The organism is Nocardiopsis mangrovi (assembly GCF_042653925.1).
GTDB lineage: Bacteria > Actinomycetota > Actinomycetes > Streptosporangiales > Streptosporangiaceae > Nocardiopsis_B > Nocardiopsis_B mangrovi.
In genome coordinates, this window is the sequence record NZ_JBHSFQ010000005.1 from 195,054 (window position 1) to 214,987 (window position 19,934).

19 protein-coding genes and 1 CRISPR repeat array are annotated in these 19,934 nt (G+C 72.6%); of the genes, 10 read left to right on the forward strand and 9 right to left on the reverse strand.

Annotation, left to right across the window (positions count from 1 at the left end; genetic code table 11):
- Positions 1–143: 143 nt before the first annotated feature.
- Positions 144–971, forward strand: a complete 828-nt coding sequence (locus tag ACFO4E_RS08195; protein ID WP_378572480.1) for a helix-turn-helix domain-containing protein — start codon at positions 144–146, stop codon at positions 969–971.
- Entirely contained in the window at positions 968–1,135 is a 168-nt protein-coding gene (locus tag ACFO4E_RS08200; protein WP_378572482.1) for a DUF397 domain-containing protein, read from the forward strand. The genes ACFO4E_RS08195 and ACFO4E_RS08200 overlap by 4 nt, the downstream gene beginning before the upstream one ends.
- A 153-nt stretch (positions 1,136–1,288) precedes the next feature.
- On the opposite strand, the gene ACFO4E_RS08205 is transcribed toward ACFO4E_RS08200, so the two are convergent.
- Complete coding sequence (locus tag ACFO4E_RS08205; protein ID WP_378572484.1) at positions 1,289–1,468, reverse strand: UTRA domain-containing protein; 180 nt, start codon at positions 1,466–1,468, stop codon at positions 1,289–1,291.
- 101 nt (positions 1,469–1,569) lie between these two features.
- Positions 1,570–2,285: direct repeats of the CRISPR family, unit length 29 nt; unit sequence GGGACCATCCCCGCGTGCGCGGGGAGCAG.
- A gap of 85 nt (positions 2,286–2,370) precedes the next feature.
- On the opposite strand from ACFO4E_RS08205, the gene ACFO4E_RS08210 reads away from it, so the two are divergent.
- Positions 2,371–2,565 (forward strand): hypothetical protein, encoded by a 195-nt coding sequence (locus ACFO4E_RS08210; protein WP_378572486.1) that lies wholly within the window; start codon positions 2,371–2,373, stop codon positions 2,563–2,565.
- Positions 2,566–2,761: 196 nt separating this feature from the next.
- Here the strand turns inward: ACFO4E_RS08210 and ACFO4E_RS08215 are convergent, their stop codons facing one another.
- The 4 genes from ACFO4E_RS08215 to ACFO4E_RS08230 form a co-directional block, all read right to left on the reverse strand.
- Positions 2,762–3,502, reverse strand: coding sequence for a lytic polysaccharide monooxygenase auxiliary activity family 9 protein (locus ACFO4E_RS08215; protein ID WP_378572488.1), 741 nt, complete (start codon positions 3,500–3,502; stop codon positions 2,762–2,764).
- Between the two features lie 231 nt (positions 3,503–3,733).
- A complete protein-coding gene (locus ACFO4E_RS08220) occupies positions 3,734–4,729 on the reverse strand; it encodes a glycoside hydrolase family 5 protein (protein WP_378572490.1) in 996 nt (331 codons plus the stop codon).
- Between the two features lie 127 nt (positions 4,730–4,856).
- Positions 4,857–7,205, reverse strand: a complete 2,349-nt coding sequence (locus ACFO4E_RS08225; protein ID WP_378572493.1) for a glycoside hydrolase family 48 protein — start codon at positions 7,203–7,205, stop codon at positions 4,857–4,859.
- 224 nt (positions 7,206–7,429) lie between these two features.
- Positions 7,430–8,515: an endo-1,4-beta-xylanase gene (locus ACFO4E_RS08230; protein ID WP_378572495.1), complete on the reverse strand. Its 1,086-nt coding sequence runs from the start codon at positions 8,513–8,515 to the stop codon at positions 7,430–7,432.
- A 364-nt stretch (positions 8,516–8,879) separates the two neighbouring features.
- On the opposite strand from ACFO4E_RS08230, the gene ACFO4E_RS08235 reads away from it, so the two are divergent.
- The gene (locus ACFO4E_RS08235; protein WP_378572654.1) at positions 8,880–10,256 is read left to right on the forward strand and encodes a glycoside hydrolase family 10-like protein; all 1,377 of its coding nucleotides are present in this window, start codon (positions 8,880–8,882) and stop codon (positions 10,254–10,256) included.
- Between the two features lie 102 nt (positions 10,257–10,358).
- Here ACFO4E_RS08235 and ACFO4E_RS08240 read toward each other — a convergent pair whose 3' ends face one another.
- From ACFO4E_RS08240 to ACFO4E_RS08250, 3 genes are all read right to left on the reverse strand, one after another.
- Complete coding sequence (locus ACFO4E_RS08240; RefSeq protein ID WP_378572497.1) at positions 10,359–11,378, reverse strand: LacI family DNA-binding transcriptional regulator; 1,020 nt, start codon at positions 11,376–11,378, stop codon at positions 10,359–10,361.
- A 209-nt stretch (positions 11,379–11,587) separates the two neighbouring features.
- Positions 11,588–12,361: a peptidoglycan recognition protein family protein gene (locus ACFO4E_RS08245; RefSeq protein ID WP_378572499.1), complete on the reverse strand. Its 774-nt coding sequence runs from the start codon at positions 12,359–12,361 to the stop codon at positions 11,588–11,590.
- 269 nt (positions 12,362–12,630) lie between these two features.
- The gene (locus ACFO4E_RS08250) at positions 12,631–13,209 is read right to left on the reverse strand and encodes a helix-turn-helix domain-containing protein (RefSeq protein WP_378572501.1); all 579 of its coding nucleotides are present in this window, start codon (positions 13,207–13,209) and stop codon (positions 12,631–12,633) included.
- A gap of 260 nt (positions 13,210–13,469) precedes the next feature.
- Here ACFO4E_RS08250 and ACFO4E_RS08255 point away from each other — a divergent pair, with 260 nt between their 5' ends.
- The 6 genes from ACFO4E_RS08255 (at position 13,470) to ACFO4E_RS08280 (ending at position 18,975) form a co-directional block, all read left to right on the forward strand.
- Positions 13,470–14,150 (forward strand): class I SAM-dependent methyltransferase, encoded by a 681-nt coding sequence (locus ACFO4E_RS08255; RefSeq protein ID WP_378572503.1) that lies wholly within the window; start codon positions 13,470–13,472, stop codon positions 14,148–14,150.
- 53 nt (positions 14,151–14,203) lie between these two features.
- A complete protein-coding gene (locus tag ACFO4E_RS08260; protein WP_378572506.1) occupies positions 14,204–14,713 on the forward strand; it encodes a DinB family protein in 510 nt (169 codons plus the stop codon).
- An 89-nt stretch (positions 14,714–14,802) separates the two neighbouring features.
- Positions 14,803–15,795: a helix-turn-helix transcriptional regulator gene (locus ACFO4E_RS08265; RefSeq protein ID WP_378572508.1), complete on the forward strand. Its 993-nt coding sequence runs from the start codon at positions 14,803–14,805 to the stop codon at positions 15,793–15,795.
- Between the two features lie 147 nt (positions 15,796–15,942).
- Complete coding sequence (locus tag ACFO4E_RS08270; protein WP_378572510.1) at positions 15,943–16,893, forward strand: MerR family transcriptional regulator; 951 nt, start codon at positions 15,943–15,945, stop codon at positions 16,891–16,893.
- Positions 16,894–17,100: 207 nt separating this feature from the next.
- Positions 17,101–17,574, forward strand: a complete 474-nt coding sequence (locus ACFO4E_RS08275; protein ID WP_378572512.1) for a carboxymuconolactone decarboxylase family protein — start codon at positions 17,101–17,103, stop codon at positions 17,572–17,574.
- A gap of 276 nt (positions 17,575–17,850) precedes the next feature.
- The gene (locus tag ACFO4E_RS08280) at positions 17,851–18,975 is read left to right on the forward strand and encodes a CapA family protein (protein ID WP_378572514.1); all 1,125 of its coding nucleotides are present in this window, start codon (positions 17,851–17,853) and stop codon (positions 18,973–18,975) included.
- A 115-nt stretch (positions 18,976–19,090) separates the two neighbouring features.
- On the opposite strand, the gene ACFO4E_RS08285 is transcribed toward ACFO4E_RS08280, so the two are convergent.
- Positions 19,091–19,927 carry a thioesterase family protein gene (locus tag ACFO4E_RS08285; RefSeq protein ID WP_378572516.1) on the reverse strand — a complete coding sequence of 279 codons (837 nt, stop codon included), beginning with the start codon at positions 19,925–19,927 and terminating at the stop codon, positions 19,091–19,093.
- Positions 19,928–19,934: the final 7 nt, after the last annotated feature.

The following is a 19,934-nucleotide window of genomic DNA, read 5'->3' on the forward strand; positions in this document are numbered from 1 at the left end:
CGTCGTGTCGCTTCAGCGACAGCTTTCCCCACGCCCTTCTTCAGCGCCATGGACCTGCAATTTCTTCGACAGACACGTAGCAACCACAGCCACAGAAATGACAAAAACAAACATTCCGGCGGCACATGTGACACGATCACACCATGACCAAGGAATGCACTCCCGAAGAGCGGGACGCAGCGCGCAACTTCGCCCGAAAACTGCGCGAACTGCGCAAGATCGCGCATCTGAGTCAGACGGAATTGGCCGAGCGCATGCGTGTCGCGCGTCAGACCATCGGCAAGTACGAATCCGGCCTACACGTCCCAACCAGGGATTTCGCCGTACTCGCGGATGAGGCCCTGGGAACAGAAGGACTCTTCGCGGGCTTCCTGCCATCCCCTGAGGGAGAACACCGCAAGCTCCTCAAGCGCTATGTACACATCGAACAGAGCAAAGCCACCTCACTCCAGCAATGGCAAGCTCAGGTCGTTCCGGCGCTACTGCAAACTGAGGAGTACGCGCGCGAGGTGCTGACGGTTTCCATCCCACCCCGCATGCCGGATGAGGTGGACAAGTTCGTCGCATCCCAGATGGCGCGTCAGGACGTTCTGTGGCGCAAGCATCCGATCGAGGCCCATTTCATCATCGGGGAAGCTGCTGCCACTCAGCTCGTCGGCGGGCGGGATGTCATGCGCCGACAGTGGGCAAAGCTCATCGAGTGGTCGGCGAACCCCTACGTCACGCTTCAGGTCCTACCTCGATCGGTGGGGGCCCATGCGTCGATGCAGGGCGCGTATACGATCCTGGAGATCGAGGCGCTGAAGTGGGCGGTCTACGTTGAAACCATGGCCGGTGGTGAGGTGATCACCGGCACCCAGACGGTCACCTTCGCCCGGCGGAGGTTCGGTGCCCTCATGGCACACGCCCTGTCTCCCCGAGACACCGTGAAGCTTCTGAGTGAGCTGCAACAGGAAGAAGAGGCGGCATGAAGGACTGGCACACGTCGAGCTATTCGGCCAACGGCGGTGAGTGCGTCGAGGTCAGAGAAGGTGAGTACACGCAGGTGCGCGACACGAAGCATCGTGACTCGGGGTGCCTCGCGTTCCCCGTGTCGGAATGGCGCGCGCTGCTGGCTGACATCGACTCGCTGTAACCCCCGACGTTCCCCGGCCTCCTCGCCCTCCGTGGGTGCGGGGGCCTTCGTCGTGTCCGGGCGACGTAAGCGGCCTGCCATCGGCCGTGCGGTAGGAACCTTTCGGCCGCCGGCGGGGCGCGACCGGCTCCCGTGGACCTGTGAACAGGCGGTTTACGCCTCCGGCGCGGGGTCCGTTCGGGGTGTGTAGCGGTCAGTGAGTCGGACAGCATCGAACCGGTACACAGTCTGAGTGAAGGACACAGGGCGGCCGTCGCGGTAGGCGGTCTCCTCCTGGACCAAGGCGACGATCCCGGGAGGGGCTTCGAGCTGGCGCGCTTCCTCCAGCGTCATGGTGCGGGCGAGGGTCTCGGTCGCTACGTCGTCGGGCTCGGGGACGCTGTCGGGGCCGGTGGCATAGACGGTGCCCAGAGCAAGTGCGGCGGCCTCGGGCAGCAACCATCCCGGCATGCGCGGGGAGCAACGCCGGTGGTGGATCACCGCGATCGCCGTGCCGGGACCATCCCCGCGTGCGCGGGGAGCAGCGCTGGAGTCCTGGGAGCTGCGGCGCGGGCGGGGGACCATCCCCGCGTGCGCGGGGAGCAGTCGGGGTCAGGGGGCGGCGGCCCGTACAGTTCGGGACCATCCCCGCGTGCGCGGGGAGCAGTGAGTGGCGCTACCTCCGCGCGTTGCGGACCGCTACCGCCACTGGCCGGGACCATCCCCGCGTGCGCGGGGAGCAGTCGTCGGGCTGCTGGGCGCCGCGTTCCTGCATGGGACCATCCCCGCGTGCGCGGGGAGCAGACCACCGCTACCGGGCGGTCATCGTCGAGAACGGGACCATCCCCGCGTGCGCGGGGAGCAGTTTTTCAGCGAAGGGAAGTCCGTGAACCGCTCGGGACCATCCCCGCGTGCGCGGGGAGCAGGCGAGGTCTGGACAGCCTGACCCGGTATGTGGGGGACCATCCCCGCGTGCGCGGGGAGCAGGAAAGCTCTCATCAGCCGGATGATCCTGGAACGGGACCATCCCCGCGTGCGCGGGGAGCAGAGCCCGAGCACACCGCGCAGGAAGACGGTGCGGGGACCATCCCCGCGTGCGCGGGGAGCAGCTACACGCAGTCGACCAGCAGCGCCCAGATCCAGGGACCATCCCCGCGTGCGCGGGGAGCAGACTGAACGACCTGCATGTTTATCTTAGGCCACCCCTGTTTTTCTTCACTCCCACTGGAAGCGACACTCATGCACAAAAAGGATTCATGAACATAAATTACCCCAAGGCCGCGCCGATGGCCGGTTCGATTCGTCTGGCTTTGATCGATGACGAAGACCTGGTCTTCGACGTCGATCTGAGCAGGTCGCGGTGGTTCGAACTCGCCAGCGATCGCGACGCTGCTGGCTGCCACGCGCACCCGCTCGACAACGAACGGTCGGCCCTGGGGGCAGGTTCCTGAGTTCCTGCCGGTCCTCGCCTGATCTTTCTGTCCTGAGTCAGATCCGGCGAGGATGTGACGTCCAAGATGTTGGTCTTGATCCTCGTGAATCCGACGACCGGCACTGCGGATCGCGCGGGCGTGCCGGAAGGGCGGGGCGCCGGGTGCGCGTCCCGCCCCTCCGGACGCCGTCGTCGGGTCGGCGCCGGGGTGCCGCCTAGCGCAGCGCGTACTGCGCCCCCGTGGCCGCGGTGGTGCCGCCGCCGTCCTCGGCGGTCTGGGCGCCGCCGGTGAAGATGACGTCGGAGCAGTTGTAGAACGCCTCGGGGCTGTCCGAGCGCGTCCAGATGGAGTAGATGACGTGGTAGCCGCTCTTCTCGGGCAGCGTCGTGTCCCAGTAGTACTCCGCGCCCTGCTCGCCGCCGCCGCGCAGCGGCGGGTCGGTCACCGTGTCGAACGGCTCCGGCTCCAGGTCGTCCCAGGTCAGCGGCTGCGATGGGTCCCAGCCGTCCTTGGTGATGTACTGGTCGAACCGGCCGGGGTGCTGCGCCCAGGCGTTGTGCAGGAAGGTGATGTCGGCGCCGGACCGCAGCGTGGTCGTCGGCCAGTCCGAGCGCGCCTGGGTGAAGCCGTCGAACTGCTGCGTGGGCCCGCACAGCTTGCCGTCGGGCACGACGTCGCGGTGCTGGCCGTTGGCGTTGCTGATGAGGTTGCCGAACCAGTTCCAGAACGGGTAGCTGCCGCCCTGCTCCAGCGCGTCGGCGCAGGCGGGGTTGGTCGGCTGGAGGTCGCCGCCGCCGCTGCCCTCGCGGGCGTCGACGTAGCAGGCGTAGGTGCGGGTGGCCGGGTAGGTGAACCCGCCGTGGGCCAGGGCGGGGCTGGCGGGGACGACGACCGCGAGGGCGCCGGCCAGGCCGGCCAGGGCGCCGAGGGCGGTCAGTCTGCGTCGGGATCGCATGGGGGTGGTCCTCCTCGACAGGAGTCGTGCCGTGGTGTGGGGGATGGGCGGCCTGGGGCCGGCCGCACGAGGCCGCGGTGATAGGGATGCGGCCGGCCCCAGGGGATTCGGGGCATTGGAGGCTCCTGGGCACCACCTCTCTTCCGGTGCCGGGTGCGCGGGGGCGGGGCGTGGTGGATATGGGAACGCCGGGCACCGCGCACGGGGACGGTGGTCGTGGGGCAGGTCCGGTCAGCGGTAGACGGACGCCTCCTCGGCGGTCTCGACGATGCCGTCGGGGCCGTTGAAGATCCGCTCGCCCCAGGGACTCAGCCGGGCGGGGTCGAAGCCGGTCACCATGTCCAGGTACTCCACGCCGCCGCTGTTGCCGCTCCAGGACCAGCCGATGTAGCCGATCCCCAGCTCGCGGGTGGTGGACATGATGGCGTCCTCGTCGGGGTCGCCGTCGCTGTGCATCGAGCCGAACTCGCCGACGATCAGCGGCAGCCCGGCGTCGTCGAACGCCTGGAGGTAGGCGCGCACCTCGGCCGCGGTGTCGAAGACGCCGTACATGTGGATGGAGAAGACGGTGTTGGCGTCGGGGTCGGCGGCGAACACCGAGGCCGCGTTGTCGCGCATGGTGAAGGACCAGTCCTGGCCCCAGTTGGGCGCGTCGGCCACCAGCGTGTGGTCGAACCCGGCGCCGCGCAGCCGGCCGATCGCGGCGGAGGTCGCGCTCGCCCACTCCCGGTTGAGCTCGGCGTTGTTGCCGTAGGGCTCGTTGCCGATGTTGACGATGACGTAGTCCTCCTGGCCCTCCAGGGCGCCACGCACCCGCAGCCAGTAGTCGACCGCCTGGTCGAGCGTCGCGGCGGCGCCCTCGTCGCCGCGCCCGGTGGTGTCGTGCACCTCCAGGACGCAGACGAGCCGGTTGGCCTTGCACTCGTCCACGACCGCGGCGACGTCGGCCGCGGAATTCTCCGTCCAGCGCTGCCCGCTGCTGAGGACGACGCGGACGGTGTTGGCGCCCTTCTCCTTGATGTCGGCGAAGGACCCGGTCTCGTTGGGGAACCAGGTGTGCGCGTGGCTGACGCCCCGCATGATGAACTCGTTGCCGTTGGCGTCGTAGAGGCGCCCGTCGTCGACCCGGAACCCGGTGTCGGCGTGGGCGGGCGCGGCCGCCAGCGCCGACCCGGCCAGTGCCAGGGCGCCGACCCAGGCGGCGGTGCGGCGATGTCTCGATCTCATGGTCTCCAGCCCCTCGCGGGTGGTGCCGTGCCTCGGTGGTGGGGCCGTCCGGCCGCCGGCGGTACCGGGGCGGCCGGACGGCCGGGGCGCCGCGGGCCCGGGTGGGCGGCCCGCGGCGGCGCTGCGGTCAGCCGAACAGCTCGTCCTGGGCGGCGAACGCCGTGGCGATCTCGACCTGGGCCCAGAAGCGGTGGTAGGTGAACTCCGGAGCGGGACCCTGGGGGTTGTCCAGGTAGGTCTGCACCTTGCTCCACTCGGGGTCGTCCTCGTAGAAGGACCGGATGGACAGGAAGGTGGAGTCGGAGTTCACGGGGTCGCCGTTGGCCATGGTCCCGTTCCAGCCCTGGGGGACGTAGAGGCCCTGGCCGGCGGAGGGGTCGTAGGGGTCGTCGAAGCGCGCGTAGTCGGCGCGGGTCTCGGTGGTGGCGATGCCGATGCCGTCGGCGTTGGCCGACAGTGCCGCGAGCAGGTCCTCGCCCATGGCGCGGGCCTCTGTGTCGCCCGACCCGGCGGCGTAGTACAGCAGGGTCTTGGCGAGCGCCCCGGCCACGCCGACGTCCCGGCCGTGGGAGACGACGTCGACGCTCAGGCCCGCGTTGCCGGTGGGCTGCCCCGTCCAGTCGTCGGGCTGTCCGCTCCACTCCATGTCGGCGGGCACCTGGAAGTCGCCGCCGGTGCCGACCGTGGTGTTGGCCATGGCCCAGGGCACCCACTTGTCGAGGATGTCCTCGGCGCGTTCGTCTCCGGTCACCTGGTAGTACTGGGCGACGCGCTCCAGGTTCCAGACCTGGAAGCCGAACCACCGGTTGGACGGCGGGTCGTGCCAGACCGGCTGCTGGTCGTAGTACATGCCGTAGAACTGCGCGGCGTTCGCCGGCGGCTGGGCGTAGGAGCCGCCCCAGTTGTTGGTGGCGCCGCCGGCGATGCCGCCGTCGGCGGACTGGAGCCACTGGAGGAATTCGAGCTGGCGGTCGAGGCTGGTGCCCCAGTCGTCCGCGCCCGTGGGCGACTCGGGCTGGAGGCCGTCGACCTCGGAGAGCGCGTAGGCGGCCAGGACGTTCTGGTAGCCCTGGTGGACGGCGGTGCCGCCGATGCGCCAGGCCCAGGGGTACTGCGCGCCCTCCAGTGCCCCGCCCCAGGAGTAGTACCAGGACATCAGGTAGTGCGAGCTGTTCTTGCCGCTGCCCGGTGCGCACGAGGTGGCGCCGACGCAGTCGCCGATCTCCTTGAAGTACTTGTCGTACATGGCGTAGCGGAGGTAGTCGCCCATCTTCGCGGCGTTGGCCACGTTGCCGGCGATGGCGGCGCCGTTGCCCTGCTCCTCGGCCCACTGCTGGGCCCAGAACGCGACCTGCACGGCGCGCGCGTCGGCGTCGGGCGCGTTGGTGTAGCGCCACTGCTCGGAGTACGCCTGGTCGTCGGTGAACAGGTCGAGGAACCCGTTGGTGCCGCCGTGGTCGAACGTCTCGCACGAGGGGTGCGGGACGGTCTCCCACACCGACTCCTGGGAGCCGCGCTGGAAGGTGTTGATGTAGGCGGGCGCGTCGTCGGTGCCGTCGCCGCAGAACCCGTAGCCGTAGGTGTTGTCGACGTCCAGCAGCCAGTGCATGCCGTAGACCTCGTCGGTTCCGTAGGTCCCGCTCAGCTCGTCGGCGAGGGGGTCCTGGCCGGCCCGGGCGGCGCTCTCCAGCGGCGAGGGGTAGTCGGCGGGGCTGGGGTGCTCGGCGATGTAGGTGGCCGGCGACTGCGGGTTGTAGGACGCGTTGGTGGGCTGGTCGGCGGTGCCCGGGATGATGAACCGCTCCATGGACTCCCAGGCGTCGTTGAACGGCTGCCACTCACCGGTGATCCGGCCGTAGCTCGCCTCCAGCCACAGGTAGTAGCTGAACGCCTCGGAGGTGGTGGCGTGCCCGTGGTCGGGCGCCTCGACCATCAGGGTCTCGACCGAGTGGTAGGGCACCAGGAGGCCGTCGAACTCGCGGAAGTAGCCGCTGCCGGGGTCCTTGATCTTCTCGTAGAGCTGGAGGAACTCGGCCTCGCCGGCCGCTGTGGTCTCGGGGTCCAGCTCGGTGACCTCGACCGTATCGGCGGCGTGGCCGTCAGCGGTCGCGGTGAAGGCCGCGGTGGCGGGGTCGCCGCTGTCGTCGGCCGAGGAGAAGGTGACGGCCTGGGGGGTGTACCAGTCGTCGGGGGTGAACGTCAGCTCGGTGCCCTCGGCGACCTCGATGCCGCCGGCGGCGCCGTCTGCGGCCAGCGTGACGGTGACGTCGGAGTCGGGCGCGGTGGCCAGGCGGACGCCCGCGGTCGCGGTGTCGCCCTGGAGCAGGCTGAGGGTCGCGGGTGTGAACACGACCGCGGGGTCGGGCTCCTCGGCCCGGGCCGGGCCCGGGGCCAGCAGCGCCGCCGTGGCGACCGCCGCGGTCAGGGCCGCCGCGGGCGCGCGCCATCGCGCCTGGGCGGGTGCGGGGGATCTCATCGGGGGACGACCTCCAAGGGTCCTTCGGTCCCCCGTGCGCCGCGGCCGGCGGGCGGGGTGGTACCGGCCGGCCGCGGGCGCGGCGGGGGAACGGTGGGGGCGGGGGCGGCAGCGGGCCGCCCTCGGGCGGGGACGGTGAGGGGGCCGCTCGCGCGCCGGGGATGCGCGGAGGGCCGGTGGGGGGAGGCGGGTGCAGCGAGGTGGGGGGAGGCGGGGTCGCGGGGTCAGCGGGGGGAGGCGGCGGGGTCGCCGCCCAGGGCCTCGTGGGTCGCCTGGTACGCTGGCTTGGGGGCGTAGTTCTCGTCGTAGGGCAGGGCGGCGCCGTATCCCGGGAAGGTGCTGGGGATCCAGGAGTGGGCGTCGGTGATGCCCCAGATGGTGACACCGGTGCAGCCGTCGACGTTCACGCAGGCGGTGACCACCTTGCGGTAGTCCTCGGCCTGGGTCGCGAGCTCCTGCTGGTCGGCGGGCGTCTGGATGCGGACGTCGAGCTCGGTGATGGTCACCTCCAGCCCGAGGTCGGCGAAGCGCTGGATGTTCTGCTGCATGCTGGAGGGGACCTGGCCGAGGATCAGGTGGCTCTGGATGCCGATGCCGTCGAGCGGCACGCCCTGCTGGAGCAGTGAGCGGGCCAGCCGGTACATGGCGTCGCTCTTGGCGTTGATCCCCTCGATGTTGTAGTCGTTCAGGTACAGCTTCGCCTGGGGGTCGGCGGCGCGCGCGGCCCGCAGCGCCTCGGCGATGTAGCCCGATCCGAGGTTGTTGTACCAGATGGTGTTGCGCATGGAGCCGTCCTCGTTGAACGGCTCGTTGACCACGTCCCAGGCGTAGATGTCGCCGGCGTAGCGCCCGGCGGTGGTGGCGATGTGGTCGTTCATCAGGGTGCGGAGCTGGGCGGGCGAGAAGCCGCCGTTGTTCAGCCACGAGGGCAGCTGGCTGTGCCAGACCAGGGTGTGGCCGTAGACCAGCTGGTCGTTGGCCCGCGCCGTGTTGACGATCGTGTCGGCTCCGGACCAGTTGAACTGGCCGCGGGAGGGTTCGACCGAGGCCCACTTCATCTCGTTGCCGGGGGTGAGCGAGTTGAACTGGGCGGCCGCGATATCGCGGTAGCGCTGCTCGCCGTTGAGGAGCCAGGCTTCGACCCCGGACCCGATCCGGAACCCCTGGGCGTCGGCGAGTTCGCGGAGGGTGCGGTCATCGGCCTGGGCCGAGGCGGGTGCCGCGCCCATGGCGAGGCAGGCGGCCGCGGCGAGGACCGCTCCCCATCGGAGGGCGCGGCCGGGGGCGGCCACGCGGCATTGTCGATGCACGAGCCATGTCCCTTCCTGTCGTGATGCGTACAGGTACCGGCCACCGACGCCCCCGCAACTTTGGGAGCGCTCCCATATCAGTGCGACAAAATTAACAGGATCGTCAAACGACAACAATAGGAGATGCCCTCGAAACTCTCCGAAATCATGCGGGGGCCACCGCCCGGCCGGACCGGGCCGGCCGGCACTCCCCCGCGCGCGGGCCGTGCCTGCGGCGACACGGCGTGACACGAAGGGATATTGCAACGGATGACGCGTTGTGTGAAAGTTTCCTACAAGACGCAGGCGACACACCGCCGCCCGCCTTTCCCCGAGCCCCACGGCTCAGGAGGGAGAGACGTTGTCCAGACCCGACCCGGCAGCAATGCCCGACCCCGGTGCGCCCCGCCGGCGGATCCCCCGGACGGCCGCTCCGCTCCGCCCCCTGCTCCGGATCCTCTCCGGTACGGTGGCGGCGCTGGTCACCGGGTCACTGGTCGCCGCCGCCCCCGCGAACGCGGCCGAGCCGCCCACCTCCGGCACCACCGCGCCCCAGCACTGCCGACCCGACGACCCCGGTGACCGCCAGATGCGCGCCATGTGGATCTCCAGCGTCACCAACATCGACTGGCCCAGCACCCGGGGCCTCGACCCGGCCGCCCAGCAGCAGGAGCTCACCGACTACTACGACGAGGCGGTGGCCAACGGCCTCAACGCCGTCTTCGTCCAGATCCGGCCCACCGCCGACGCGTTCTGGCCGTCGCCCTACGAACCCTGGTCGGAATGGCTCACCGGCACCCAGGGCCGCGACCCCGGCTACGACCCGCTCGCCTTCGCGATCCGCGAAGCGCACGAACGCGGCCTCGAATTCCACGGCTGGTTCAACCCCTACCGGGTGGCCATGCACGACGACCCGGGCCGGCTGACCGCGGACCACCCCGCGCGGGTGAACCCCGACTGGGTCTTCAGATACAACGGCCGCCTCTACTACGACCCCGGCGTCCCCGAGGTCCGCGACTTCGTGCAGGACGCGATCATGGACGCGGTCGAGAACTACGACCTCGACGGCGTCCACTTCGACGACTACTTCTACCCCTACCCGGCCGCCGGGCAGGAGGTCCCCGATGCCGCGACCTTCGACCGCTACGGCGGGGCCTTCGACGACGTCGGCGCCTGGCGGCGCGACAACGTCGACCGGCTGATCGAGGAGATCGACACCCGGATCCACACCGCGAAGCCGGACGTGGAGTTCGGGATCAGCCCGTTCGGGATCTGGCGCAACGCCGCGACCGACCCCGCGGGCTCCGACACCAACGGCTTCCAGTCCTACGACGGCATCTTCGCCGACAGCCGCCGCTGGGTCACGGAGGGCTGGGTCGACTACATCAACCCGCAGGTCTACTGGGAGATCGGCCATCCGGCCGCCGACTACGCCGTTCTCGTCCCGTGGTGGAACGACGTGGTCGACGGCACCGGGGTCGACCTCTACATCGGGCAGGCGGCCTACAAGGTCGGCGAGCAGCCCGGGTGGGAGGACCCCAGGGAGCTGAGCGACCACCTGACCTTCAACCGCGACTACCCCAACGTGGACGGCGACGTGTTCTTCAGCGCCGTCCGGCTGCGGACCAACGCCGCCGAGGCGATGCGGATCGTCGTCGAGGAGCACTACTCCCAGCCGGCGCCGGGGCCCGTGGCCGACCCCCGCCCCGCACCCGCGCCGCCCGCCGGCGCACCGGCCGGGACGCTCCCCTGCCGGAACTGACCGCGCTGCCATCGGCCCGCTGCCGAGGCCGATGGCAGCGCAACCCGGCCCGCCGTGCCGCGGCACGGCGGGCCGACCACCGTGCGCACAGGCGCCCCGGGGTCAGCCCGCGGGCACGGGACCGGTACTGGCGCGCGGCACCAGCGCGGCCCCGGGGGTCTCCAGGTCGGATCCGGCCCCGGTCGCGATGTGGTCGAGCAGCAGCGCCGCGGCCAGCCGGCCGTGCTCGGTGATGTCGCGCCGCACGGCGGTCAGCTCCGGCCGCACGACCTCGCACAGCGGGGAGTCGTCCCAGGCCACGATGGACAGGCGCCCGGGCACGGACATGCCCAACTCCTGGGCCACGCCCAGGCCGGCGACGGCCATCAGGTCGTTGTCGAAGACCAGGGCGGTCGGCGGGTTCGCGGCGGTGAGCAGCCGCCGGGTGACGGCCGCGCCCTGGTCACCGCTGTAATCGGAATGGACGACGTCGGCGCGGTCCAGCCCGAGGTCGCGCGCCGCCTCGGCGAAGGCGGCGGAGCGCTGCCCGGTGTGCACGAAGTCCTCGGGTCCGGCGACCCGCGCGATCCGCCGGTGGCCCAGCGCGGCCAGATGGCCCACGGCCTCGTGCATGGCACCGGCGTCGTCGGACGTCACGCACGGCGGTCCCCCGGCGGCCATCGGGCCGCCGATCACCACGGCGGGAAGCCCGATCTCGGCCAGGGCCGGGATGCGGGGGTCCTCGCGGCGCAGGTCCACGAGCAGCACGCCGTCGACACGGCGCTCGGCGTACCAGCGCTTGTGCGTGGTGAGTTCGAGTTCGGGGTCGTCGACCGACTGCAGCATCAGCGCGGTGGTGCCGTCGCGCAGCTCGTCCTGGACGCCGGCGATCAGCCGCATGAAGAAGGACTCGGTGCCCAGCACCAGCGCGGGGCGGTCGACGATGAGGCCGATGGCCCCGGCACGGCCGTCGGAGAGCGCCCGCGCCGCACTGCTCGGCGCCCACCCGAGCCGGCCGGCGATCTCCAGGATCCGGCTCCGGGTGGAGTCGGACACCCCGGGGCGTCCGTTCAGCGCGCAGGAGACCGCGCCCTTGGACACCCCCGCGGCCCTGGCGATGTCGACAATGGTCGGACGCCTCATGCCCCTGCCCCCTGCGCCGCTGTCCGCGCGCCGGCCTCCGCCGAACCGGTTCACCTACGTGAGCGTACCGAACCCCGGCCCCCGCACGCGCGGGGTTTTCCGCCGCACGCGCCGACGCCGGCGCGGGGTCCGCGGACACGAGAACGCCCCGGCCGTGGGGCCGGGGCGAACAGGGGAGGGCGGCGACCGGGGGGCGGGCGCCGTGTCGGCTAGAGGTGGGCCTTGATGAACTGGGACATGATCTGCTTGGCTGCGGCGCCGGTGATCCGGTCGCCGAAGTTCTGCTTGCTGCCCTCGGCCTTGCGGGCGGCGAGCACGGCCTTGGAGGTGTTGGGGCCGTAGTCGCCGTCGATACCCGAGCCGCCGACCGAGTGGCCGCCCTTCACCAGCACCTCCTGGAGGAACTTCACGCGTTCCCCGCTGTCACCTTCGCGCAGTCCGACCATGTCGTCCTCCAGGCTCCCTCCGCCGCTCCCCGGCGACTTGGTGAATGTTCCGTTCTCGACCATCGCGTAGGCCGCGTCGCCGGGACACGACGTGGAGATGAAGTCGCGATGTCCCTTGACCGTCCCGGCGATCGAGGTGTCGGGCTCCATGAGCCACAGGCGCAATTCCCGCACCGCGTCGACCTGCTCATCGGTGATGGGATCGCCGGGCCCGGTGGCCAGTGTGCACGAGTAGTAGGTCGAGTTCCCACCGGGCTGCGCGGCCTGCTGCTTGTACAGACCCCGACCTTCCAGGACATATCCGTGCGGACAGGACATAAAAGAGTAGCCGATGTCGGCCCAGCCGCGGGAGGGGCCGGTGTGGAATTCGCGGGTGTTCTTCCAGTAGGTGATGCAGTCGGAGTGGGGTTTCGCGGCGAGCCCCTGGTCGCCTGAGTCGTAGTGGATGACCAGCCCGGACTTGGGGTCGGCAGAAGAGGCCGGGGACGCGCCCCAGCCGAGATCCGAGCGGGTGACGTACTTCTGCGGTCGTGGCATCGATACAGACCTCCGCACCCAGGGTGACGGACCGGATGCGCATGCGCAATGCGCGGATGTGCCCGTTACGCCGCCGTGACGACCGCGAACGCCGGCCCCGTTCCCGGGCCGCGGCCCCGCCCCGGCTCCCGGGAGCGGAGGCCGGGGGCACGGGCGGGGGGCCGGGCGGGGTGGCCGCCGCCGGCGCCGGGCCCGCGCCGGGGGTGCGGGACGCCCTCGGGCCGACAACCCCCGAACCGGGTGGCCCGCATTGAGCCGATGACGCCGATTCAGTGCTCGGCGGGCGACAGGTGGGCGCGCTCGCCCTGGGGGCCGAAGAGGGTGAGCAGCTCCGCGGGACGGCTGTCGGCGCTGCCGATCCAGTGCGGCACGCGGGTGTCGAATTCCGCGGCCTCGCCGGCGCCGAGCAGGAGGTCCCGCTCGCCGAGGACGAACCGGACCCGTCCGTTGAGGACGTAGAACCACTCGTATCCCTCGTGGGTCTGCAGGCGCAGCGTGGGCGCCCGGCCGGCGGGCGGGTAGACCACCTTGTACGCCTGGACGCCCCCGGCGCGCCTGGTGAGCGGCACCACCGTCAGCCCGGACCGCCGCACGGGCCGCAGGTGGATGCGCGGGTCGCCGGTGGACGGGGCCGCGACCAGGTCGTCGAGCGGGACCCCGTGCGCCCGGGCCAGCGGCAGGAGCTGCTCCAGCGTCGGTCGCAGCTTCCCGTTCTCCAGGCGCGAGAGCGTGCTCGCCGTGAGACCGGTCTCGGCGGCGAGGTCCGCCAGCGTCGTACCCCGCGCCCGGCGCAGGGCGCGCAAGTGCGGGCCGACCCCCGCGAGAACGTCTTCTTCGGCACCGTTCATGGGGCCATCATGCGGATCCGCAACTTTTCTTGCAAGCGCGGAACGGCTCTGCCGATACTTCCGGCACAGGGCCGCCCGGGGGCCGGAGTGGCCGCGACGCGGGGCTTCCCGGGTCTCCCGCAGTCAGGGGCCGCCGACCGCCCCGGGAGGGCGCCGTGCCCGTCACCGCTCCGGCGCAGGCGTTCCCCTGCGGGGCAGGCCGGGGACCGCGCCCGGACGCGGTCCCCGGCACACCGACCGACGAAGGAAGGACATGACGCATGGACACGACCCGAGACCGGCACCCGCGCCCCGGCGCAGAGGGCGGCGGGCACGCCGCGGGCGACGACGCCGAGCGGTTCTGGGAGCGGCACTACGGCGCCCGGCGCGCCGGGGGCGAGCGCGCCAACCCGCTGCTCGTCGAGACCGCCGAGCCGCTGCCCCCGGGCGCCGCGCTGGATCTGGGCTGCGGCGCCGGCGGCGACACCGTCTGGCTCGCCCGGCGCGGCTGGGACGTCACCGCCGTGGACATCTCCGCGACCGCCGTCGAACGCCTGCGCGGGCGGGCCCGCGACCTCGGGATCGGCGGCCGTGTCACCGCCGAGCGGCACGATCTCGCCCGGAGCTTCCCGGCCGGGGACTTCGACCTCGTCTCCGCGCAGTACCTCCACACCCCCTTCCCGTTGCCCCGCAGCCGGGTGCTGCGCACCGCGGCGCGGGCCCTGCGCCCCGGCGGCCTGCTCCTGATCGTCGACCACGGCTCCACCGCGCCCTGGTCCTGGAACCAGGACCCCGGCGTCCACCACCCCGCACCCGGCGAGGTCGCCGCCGAGCTCGAACTCGATCCCGGGCGGTGGCGGGTCGTGCGCGCCGACACGCCGCGGCGCCGGGCCACCGGGCCGGGCGGCCGGACCGCCACCGTCACCGACCACGTCCTGCTCATCCGGCGCGCCGCCCGATGACCGCCCCGCCCCACGGCCCGGCGACGAACCCGGCCCCGAACAGGAGCGAGCCCATGCCGTCCGACCGCCTCCACGCGCCCGGGCCGCGAGCCCGTGACACCGGCCCCCCGCGCACCGGCTCCGACGAGAAGGCCACCCTGCTGGGCTTCCTCGGCCATCTGCGGGACGCGATCGCGAACAAGGCCGCGGGCGTGCCGGAACCGCAGGTCCGCACCGGCGGGGTGCCCTCGGGCACCAACCTCCTGGGGCTGGTCAAGCACCTGACCTGCGTCGAACGGTTCTACTTCCTCGGCGAACCCGTCGACGACTGGGCCCGCACCATGCGCCCGTCCCCCACCGAGACCGTCGAGGGCGTGCTCGCCGGCTACCGGGAGGCCGTCGAGCTGGCCGACCAGGCCGTCGCGGCCTGCCCCGACCTGGCGCTGCCCGCACCGGGGCCTCCGCACCGGGACCCGGCCCCGTCGATGCGGTGGGTGCTGGTGCACATGATCGAGGAGACCGGCCGGCACGCCGGCCACGCCGACATCCTCCGCGAGCGCATCGACGGCTCCACCGGCCGCTGAGCCCCCGCGCCCCCACCGCGGACGCGGGGCCGCCGGCCAGGCGCCCCTACCTGACAGCATCTGTCAGTCGGGCGCGGCAGACTGGAGGTATGCGTGCCGGACGACTGCTCTCCCTCCTCCTCCTGCTGCAGAACCGCGGGCGGATGACCGCCGCGCGGCTGGCCGAGGAGCTGGAGGTGTCCGAGCGGACCATCTACCGCGACGTCGAAGCGCTCAGCGCGGCGGGGGTCCCCGTCTATGCCGACCGGGGCAGCGGCGGGGGCTACCGGCTGCTCGACGGCTACCGCACCCGGCTGACCGGCATGACCGGAGGCGAGGCCGAGACGCTGTTCCTGACGGGGGTCCCCGGCGCGGCGGGCGACCTCGGGCTGGGCGCGGAGATGGCGGTCGCCCACCTCAAACTGCTCGCCGCCCTCCCCGAGGAGCTGCGCGAGCGCGCCGAGCGGGTCCGGTCGCGGTTCCACCTGGACGCGACCGCCTGGTGGCGCGAGCCCGACGACACGCCGCACCTCGCGGAACTGGCCGCGGCGGTCTGGGAGCAGCGGACCGTGGAGGTCGCCTACCGCCGGTTCGACGGGACTCAGGTGCAGCGGACGCTCGACCCGCTGGGGATCGTCCTCAAGGCCGGCGCCTGGTACGTCCTCGCCCGTCCGCACGCCCGATCCGGGCACCACGCCGACGTGCGCACCTTCCGCGTCTCCCGGATCCGGGAGCTCGGTGTGACGGACGGGGTGTTCGCCCACCCGGACGGCTTCGACCTGGCCGGCCAGTGGCGCGCGTGGTCGCGCGAGTTCGAGGAGAGCCGCCACACCCTGCCCGCCAGGATCCGGCTGACCCGGCGCGGGCTGGACCTCATGCGCACCCTGTCCGCACCGCTGACGGCGGCGGGCACCGAGGGCGCCGAGCCCGGTCCCGACGGGTGGTGCGAGTGCGAGGTGCTCGTGGAGTCGATCGGGTTCGCCCTGTCGGAGTTCGCCTCCTACGGCCCCGATATCGAGGTCCTCTCCCCCGCTGAACTGCGCTCGGCCCTCGCCGCCCACGCCCGCGCCACAGCGGCCCTCTACGCCGGCGACGACCGGTGAGCGGCCCCCTTCGGCCAGGCCGGCGGGCGCCCGCCACCGGCGGAGGTGGACGGGCCGGGGCTCTCCGCCCCAGGCCCGCGCCGCGCCGATGCGGCGCGCGGCCCCGGGCTTGACCCTCCCGTGGGGGGAGACTCCACGATGGTGCCCATGGACGCGCAACACGGCCTCTCCACCATCGGTGAGCTGGCACGACGCACCGGGCTCTCGGTCAAGACCATCCGGTTCTACGCCGACCAGGGCATCGTGCCGCCGACCGCGCGCAGCGAATCGGGCTACCGGCTCTTCGACGCGGCGGCGGTGGCCCGGCTCGACCTGGTGCGCACCCTCCGCGATCTCGGACTCGACCTGGCCACCATCCGGGCGGTCCTCGACCGCGACGCCGACCTGGCGGAAGTGGCCGCGGCCCACGCCGACGCGCTCGACGCGCAGATCCGCGTGCTGCGGCTGCGCCGGGCCGTGCTGCGCACCGTGGCCCATCGAACACTCACAGAACGGGAGGTCGGCCTGATGAACAGGCTCGCCCGGCTCTCCGCCGAGGAGCGGCAGGGCATCATCGACGAATACCACGACCACGTCTTCGACGGCCTGGAACTGGACGAGCGATTCGTCCAGGGCATGCGATCGGTCCGGGTGGACCTGCCCGACGACCCCACCACGGCTCAGGTCGACGCCTGGGTGGAGCTGGCCGAACTGGTCCGCGACCCCGCATACCGGGCCCGCGTCCGCGAGATGACCGAAGCGCAGGCGCGGTCCATCGCCGAGGGCACCTTCCAGGGCCCGGGCGAGGCCGCGCGCGACATCGCCGAGAAGGTCGGGGCGGCGGCCGGGCCGGAGGTCGCCGCGGGCACCGACCCGGCGTCGGCGCGGGCCCGCGCCGTCGTCGACGGGGTCATGGACTCCCTGGTGGCGGCCTACGGGGAGGAGGACACCCCGGACGGCCGGCTGCGGCTGGCCGACCGGTTCGCCGTGGGCTCCGATGCCCGGGTCGAGCGGTACTGGCAGCTCGTGGGCGTCGTCAACGGCCGCGAGCCGTTCGAGCCCGCGGTGCCGGCCTGGGAGTGGTTCATCGCCGCCCTGCGCGCGAGCGCCCGCGGGTAGGCACGCTCCCCGCGCGGGACGGGCGCGGGGAGCGCGACGGTGGGGCCGCCCCTGGGGGCGGCCCCACCCCGGACCGCCGGCCCTTCCCGGTCCCCGCCGACGCACCGCCCCGCGGCACAGGAGACGCGCGTCACACCGAGTTCCGTCACATCGCGCCGGCCGGCTCCGTCAAGGAGGTGTCAGTACCGGCGAACTCAAGGAGCCACCATGGACGCCCGACTCAACCTCTTCGTCAACCCGGTCGCGACCCGGATCGTCAAGCACTTCGTCGCCGCGAACGAGGCGATCGGCGACTCCGGGCTGCCGCGCGCGACGCAGCACCTGGTGACGCTGCGCGCCAGCCAGATCAACGGCTGCGGGTTCTGCACCGACATGCACACCAAGGACGCGCTGCACGAAGGCGAGACCGCCACCCGCCTGCACCTGGTGGCGGCCTGGCGGGAGGCCACGGTGTTCACCGACGCCGAGCGCGCCGCCCTGGAGCTGGCGGAGCAGGGGACCCGCATCGCCGACGCCGCCGGCGGTGTCACCGACGAGGCGTGGGCCGACGCCGCCAAGCACTACGACGAGGACCAGCTCGCCGCCCTGGCCGCGCTCATCGCCGTCATCAACGCCTTCAACCGCCTCAACGTCTTCGTTCAGCAGCCCGCCGGAAGCTACCGGCCCGGCCAGTTCGCCTGACGGCAAAGGGGATAGGGGGAGGGGCCGCCGGGCGGCACGCGGCGCCGGGGACGGAACGCGGCACGGGCCGCACCGGCCAACGGTCGCCGGCGGCCCGCTGCCCCAGCGGCCGCCGCGCGCGCCATCGCCCGGCCGCCCTTCCGCTGCACCGCCGACCGCGCCGCGTCCACGATCCGGCCGGCCCCGGCGCGGCGGCCGTGCGCGACCGGAGGGGATGCCCGACCCGGTCGGCATGGCGCCGGTGTCCCCTCCCCCGTCCCTGGCAGAGTGGACGGGGTGGGAGACGGCGTGGTGACCGTGATGCTGTGCGGCGACGTGATGACCGGCCGCGGTGTCGACCAGGTCCTCCCCCACCCGCTCGACCCTGTTCTGCGGGAGCCGGGCTGCACGGACGCGCGCGCCTACGTCGCGCTGGCGGAGGCGGCGCACGGCCCGGTCCCCCGCCCGGTCGGCTTCTCCTGGCCGTGGGGCGACGTCCTGACCGCGGTGGAGCGCTTCGCCCCCGATGTCCGGCTGCTCAACCTGGAGACGAGCGTGACCCACGGCAGCGGGTTCGCGCCGGAGAAGTCCGTGCACTACCGCATGAGCCCCGAGAACCTGCCCGTCCTGACCGCCCTGCGGCCCGACGCGTGCGCGCTGGCCAACAACCACGTGCTGGACTTCGGCCGCGAGGGGCTTCAGGACACGCTGGACGCGCTCACCGCAGCGGGCCTGCGCGGTGTGGGGGCCGGCCGCGACGCCGATGAGGCGGGGCGCCCCGCGGTCATCAGCACGGCCGGGGGGCGCGTGGCGGTGTTCTCCTGCGGGATGGCGTCCAGTGGCATCCCACGGGACTGGGCCGCGACCGCCGACCGGCCGGGCGTGCAGGTCCTGCCGGACCGGGCGGGAAGCGACGGCGATGACCTGGCCGACCGGGTGCGAGCGGAGAAGCGGGCCGGCGCGATCGTGGTCGTCTCGGTCCATTGGGGGTCGAACTGGGGCTACGACGTCGGTCCGGACCTGGTCCGGACCGCGCACGGGCTGGTCGACGCGGGAGCCGACATCGTGTACGGGCACTCGTCACACCACCCCCGCCCCATCGAGGTCTACCGCGGCCGGCCGATCCTCTACGGCTGCGGCGACGCGGTCAACGACTACGAGGGCATCCCGGGGTTCGCGCGCTACCGCGGCGACCTCCGGCTCGTCTACGTGGCGGCGGTCCGGGCGGGCCACGGGGACCTGGTGTCGCTGCGCATGCTCCCCCTGCGCGCCCGCAACCTGCGCCTGGAGTCCGCCCCGGCCGCCGACGCCGACTGGCTCCGGGCGGTCCTCGACCGCGTCAGCCGCCCGTTCGGCGCGGCCGTGGACCGCGCCCCGGACGGCACCCTCAGCGCCTCGGCCACCGGACGGCGCCCGGCCTGACGCCCCCGCCGTATCCCGGCGGTGCGCGGCGTCCGGATGGATCCCGTTCGCCGCGCCGCCGAGGGCGGGGCCGGCGACCGATGACGCCGCCCTCGGCCTCTCGGGGCGTCCAGGGTCACGGGTTCCCGGGGGCGGCGCCGTCGGGGATCCGCACGGCGGCGATCTGGGAGGCCTGGGCGACCAGCCGCCCCTTGTCGTCCCAGAGGTGCGCGCTCAGATCCATGGTCTGTGCGCCCACCTGGCCGGCTTTCAGGCGGGTCCGCAGGGCACCCGCGGCCGGAAGACTCCGCACATAGGCGCTGAACTGGATGGTCGGCGCCCAGCCCGGGATGCCCAGGTCCAGTGAGGCCGAGGGGATCACGTCCAAGGCGACCAGCACGCTGAGCGGGTCCCAGCCGGATTCGTCGGCCATGCGCTGCCACCCCCGGACCAGCCCCTGGCCCGACGGCTGTCCGACGGCGAAGCCCAGGAGCGCGGGATCCAGGCGGTGCTCGATCATCGCCAGGAACGGCGCGCTCAGTCCCAGTTCGGGCACTTCCGAAGGGGCGAGGAAGCAGTCCTTCTCATCGGGCAGCTCCTCTGGGACGGCCGTGGACCACCACGCGTCCTCGTCCTCCAGCAGTCCCTGGACTATCAGGCACTCCACCTTCACCCGGTCGTCCTGGACCAGCCGGGCGCGCAGCTGGGCCGAACCGCGCCCCTCGCGCAGCGGCTCCACCTCGGCAACGGCGTCGCCGCGCTCCGCGGCCTCGAGGAAGGACGCGTTGACCGCGAGCAGGTGCGGGTGTGTCTCGGCGACCTGGGACGCCGCGCGGCCGAGGACCGCGAGCAGGTAACCGCCGTGGGGCTTACCGTTGACGGTCCATTGCGCGTCCAGCGTGACGTCGAAGGTCCGCGTCGCGCCGGTCCCCCCGCGGGGGCGCACCGCGGTCGCCGTCATGAAATCTGCCATCAGGAAT

What these genes read in the sequence shown, in the direction of transcription:
- ACFO4E_RS08195 (WP_378572480.1), top strand. Translation starts at nt 144, where the DNA reads ATGACCAAGGAATGCACTCCCGAAGAGCGGGACGCAGCGCGCAACTTC.
- ACFO4E_RS08200 (WP_378572482.1), top strand. Translation starts at nt 968, where the DNA reads ATGAAGGACTGGCACACGTCGAGCTATTCGGCCAACGGCGGTGAGTGC.
- ACFO4E_RS08205 (WP_378572484.1), bottom strand. Translation starts at nt 1,468, where the DNA reads ATGACGCTGGAGGAAGCGCGCCAGCTCGAAGCCCCTCCCGGGATCGTC.
- ACFO4E_RS08210 (WP_378572486.1), top strand. Translation starts at nt 2,371, where the DNA reads ATGAACATAAATTACCCCAAGGCCGCGCCGATGGCCGGTTCGATTCGT.
- ACFO4E_RS08215 (WP_378572488.1), bottom strand. Translation starts at nt 3,502, where the DNA reads ATGCGATCCCGACGCAGACTGACCGCCCTCGGCGCCCTGGCCGGCCTG.
- ACFO4E_RS08220 (WP_378572490.1), bottom strand. Translation starts at nt 4,729, where the DNA reads ATGAGATCGAGACATCGCCGCACCGCCGCCTGGGTCGGCGCCCTGGCA.
- ACFO4E_RS08225 (WP_378572493.1), bottom strand. Translation starts at nt 7,205, where the DNA reads ATGAGATCCCCCGCACCCGCCCAGGCGCGATGGCGCGCGCCCGCGGCG.
- ACFO4E_RS08235 (WP_378572654.1), top strand. Translation starts at nt 8,880, where the DNA reads ATGCCCGACCCCGGTGCGCCCCGCCGGCGGATCCCCCGGACGGCCGCT.
- ACFO4E_RS08240 (WP_378572497.1), bottom strand. Translation starts at nt 11,378, where the DNA reads ATGAGGCGTCCGACCATTGTCGACATCGCCAGGGCCGCGGGGGTGTCC.
- ACFO4E_RS08245 (WP_378572499.1), bottom strand. Translation starts at nt 12,361, where the DNA reads ATGCCACGACCGCAGAAGTACGTCACCCGCTCGGATCTCGGCTGGGGC.
- ACFO4E_RS08250 (WP_378572501.1), bottom strand. Translation starts at nt 13,209, where the DNA reads ATGAACGGTGCCGAAGAAGACGTTCTCGCGGGGGTCGGCCCGCACTTG.
- ACFO4E_RS08255 (WP_378572503.1), top strand. Translation starts at nt 13,470, where the DNA reads ATGGACACGACCCGAGACCGGCACCCGCGCCCCGGCGCAGAGGGCGGC.
- ACFO4E_RS08260 (WP_378572506.1), top strand. Translation starts at nt 14,204, where the DNA reads ATGCCGTCCGACCGCCTCCACGCGCCCGGGCCGCGAGCCCGTGACACC.
- ACFO4E_RS08265 (WP_378572508.1), top strand. Translation starts at nt 14,803, where the DNA reads ATGCGTGCCGGACGACTGCTCTCCCTCCTCCTCCTGCTGCAGAACCGC.
- ACFO4E_RS08270 (WP_378572510.1), top strand. Translation starts at nt 15,943, where the DNA reads ATGGACGCGCAACACGGCCTCTCCACCATCGGTGAGCTGGCACGACGC.
- ACFO4E_RS08275 (WP_378572512.1), top strand. Translation starts at nt 17,101, where the DNA reads ATGGACGCCCGACTCAACCTCTTCGTCAACCCGGTCGCGACCCGGATC.
- ACFO4E_RS08285 (WP_378572516.1), bottom strand. Translation starts at nt 19,927, where the DNA reads ATGGCAGATTTCATGACGGCGACCGCGGTGCGCCCCCGCGGGGGGACC.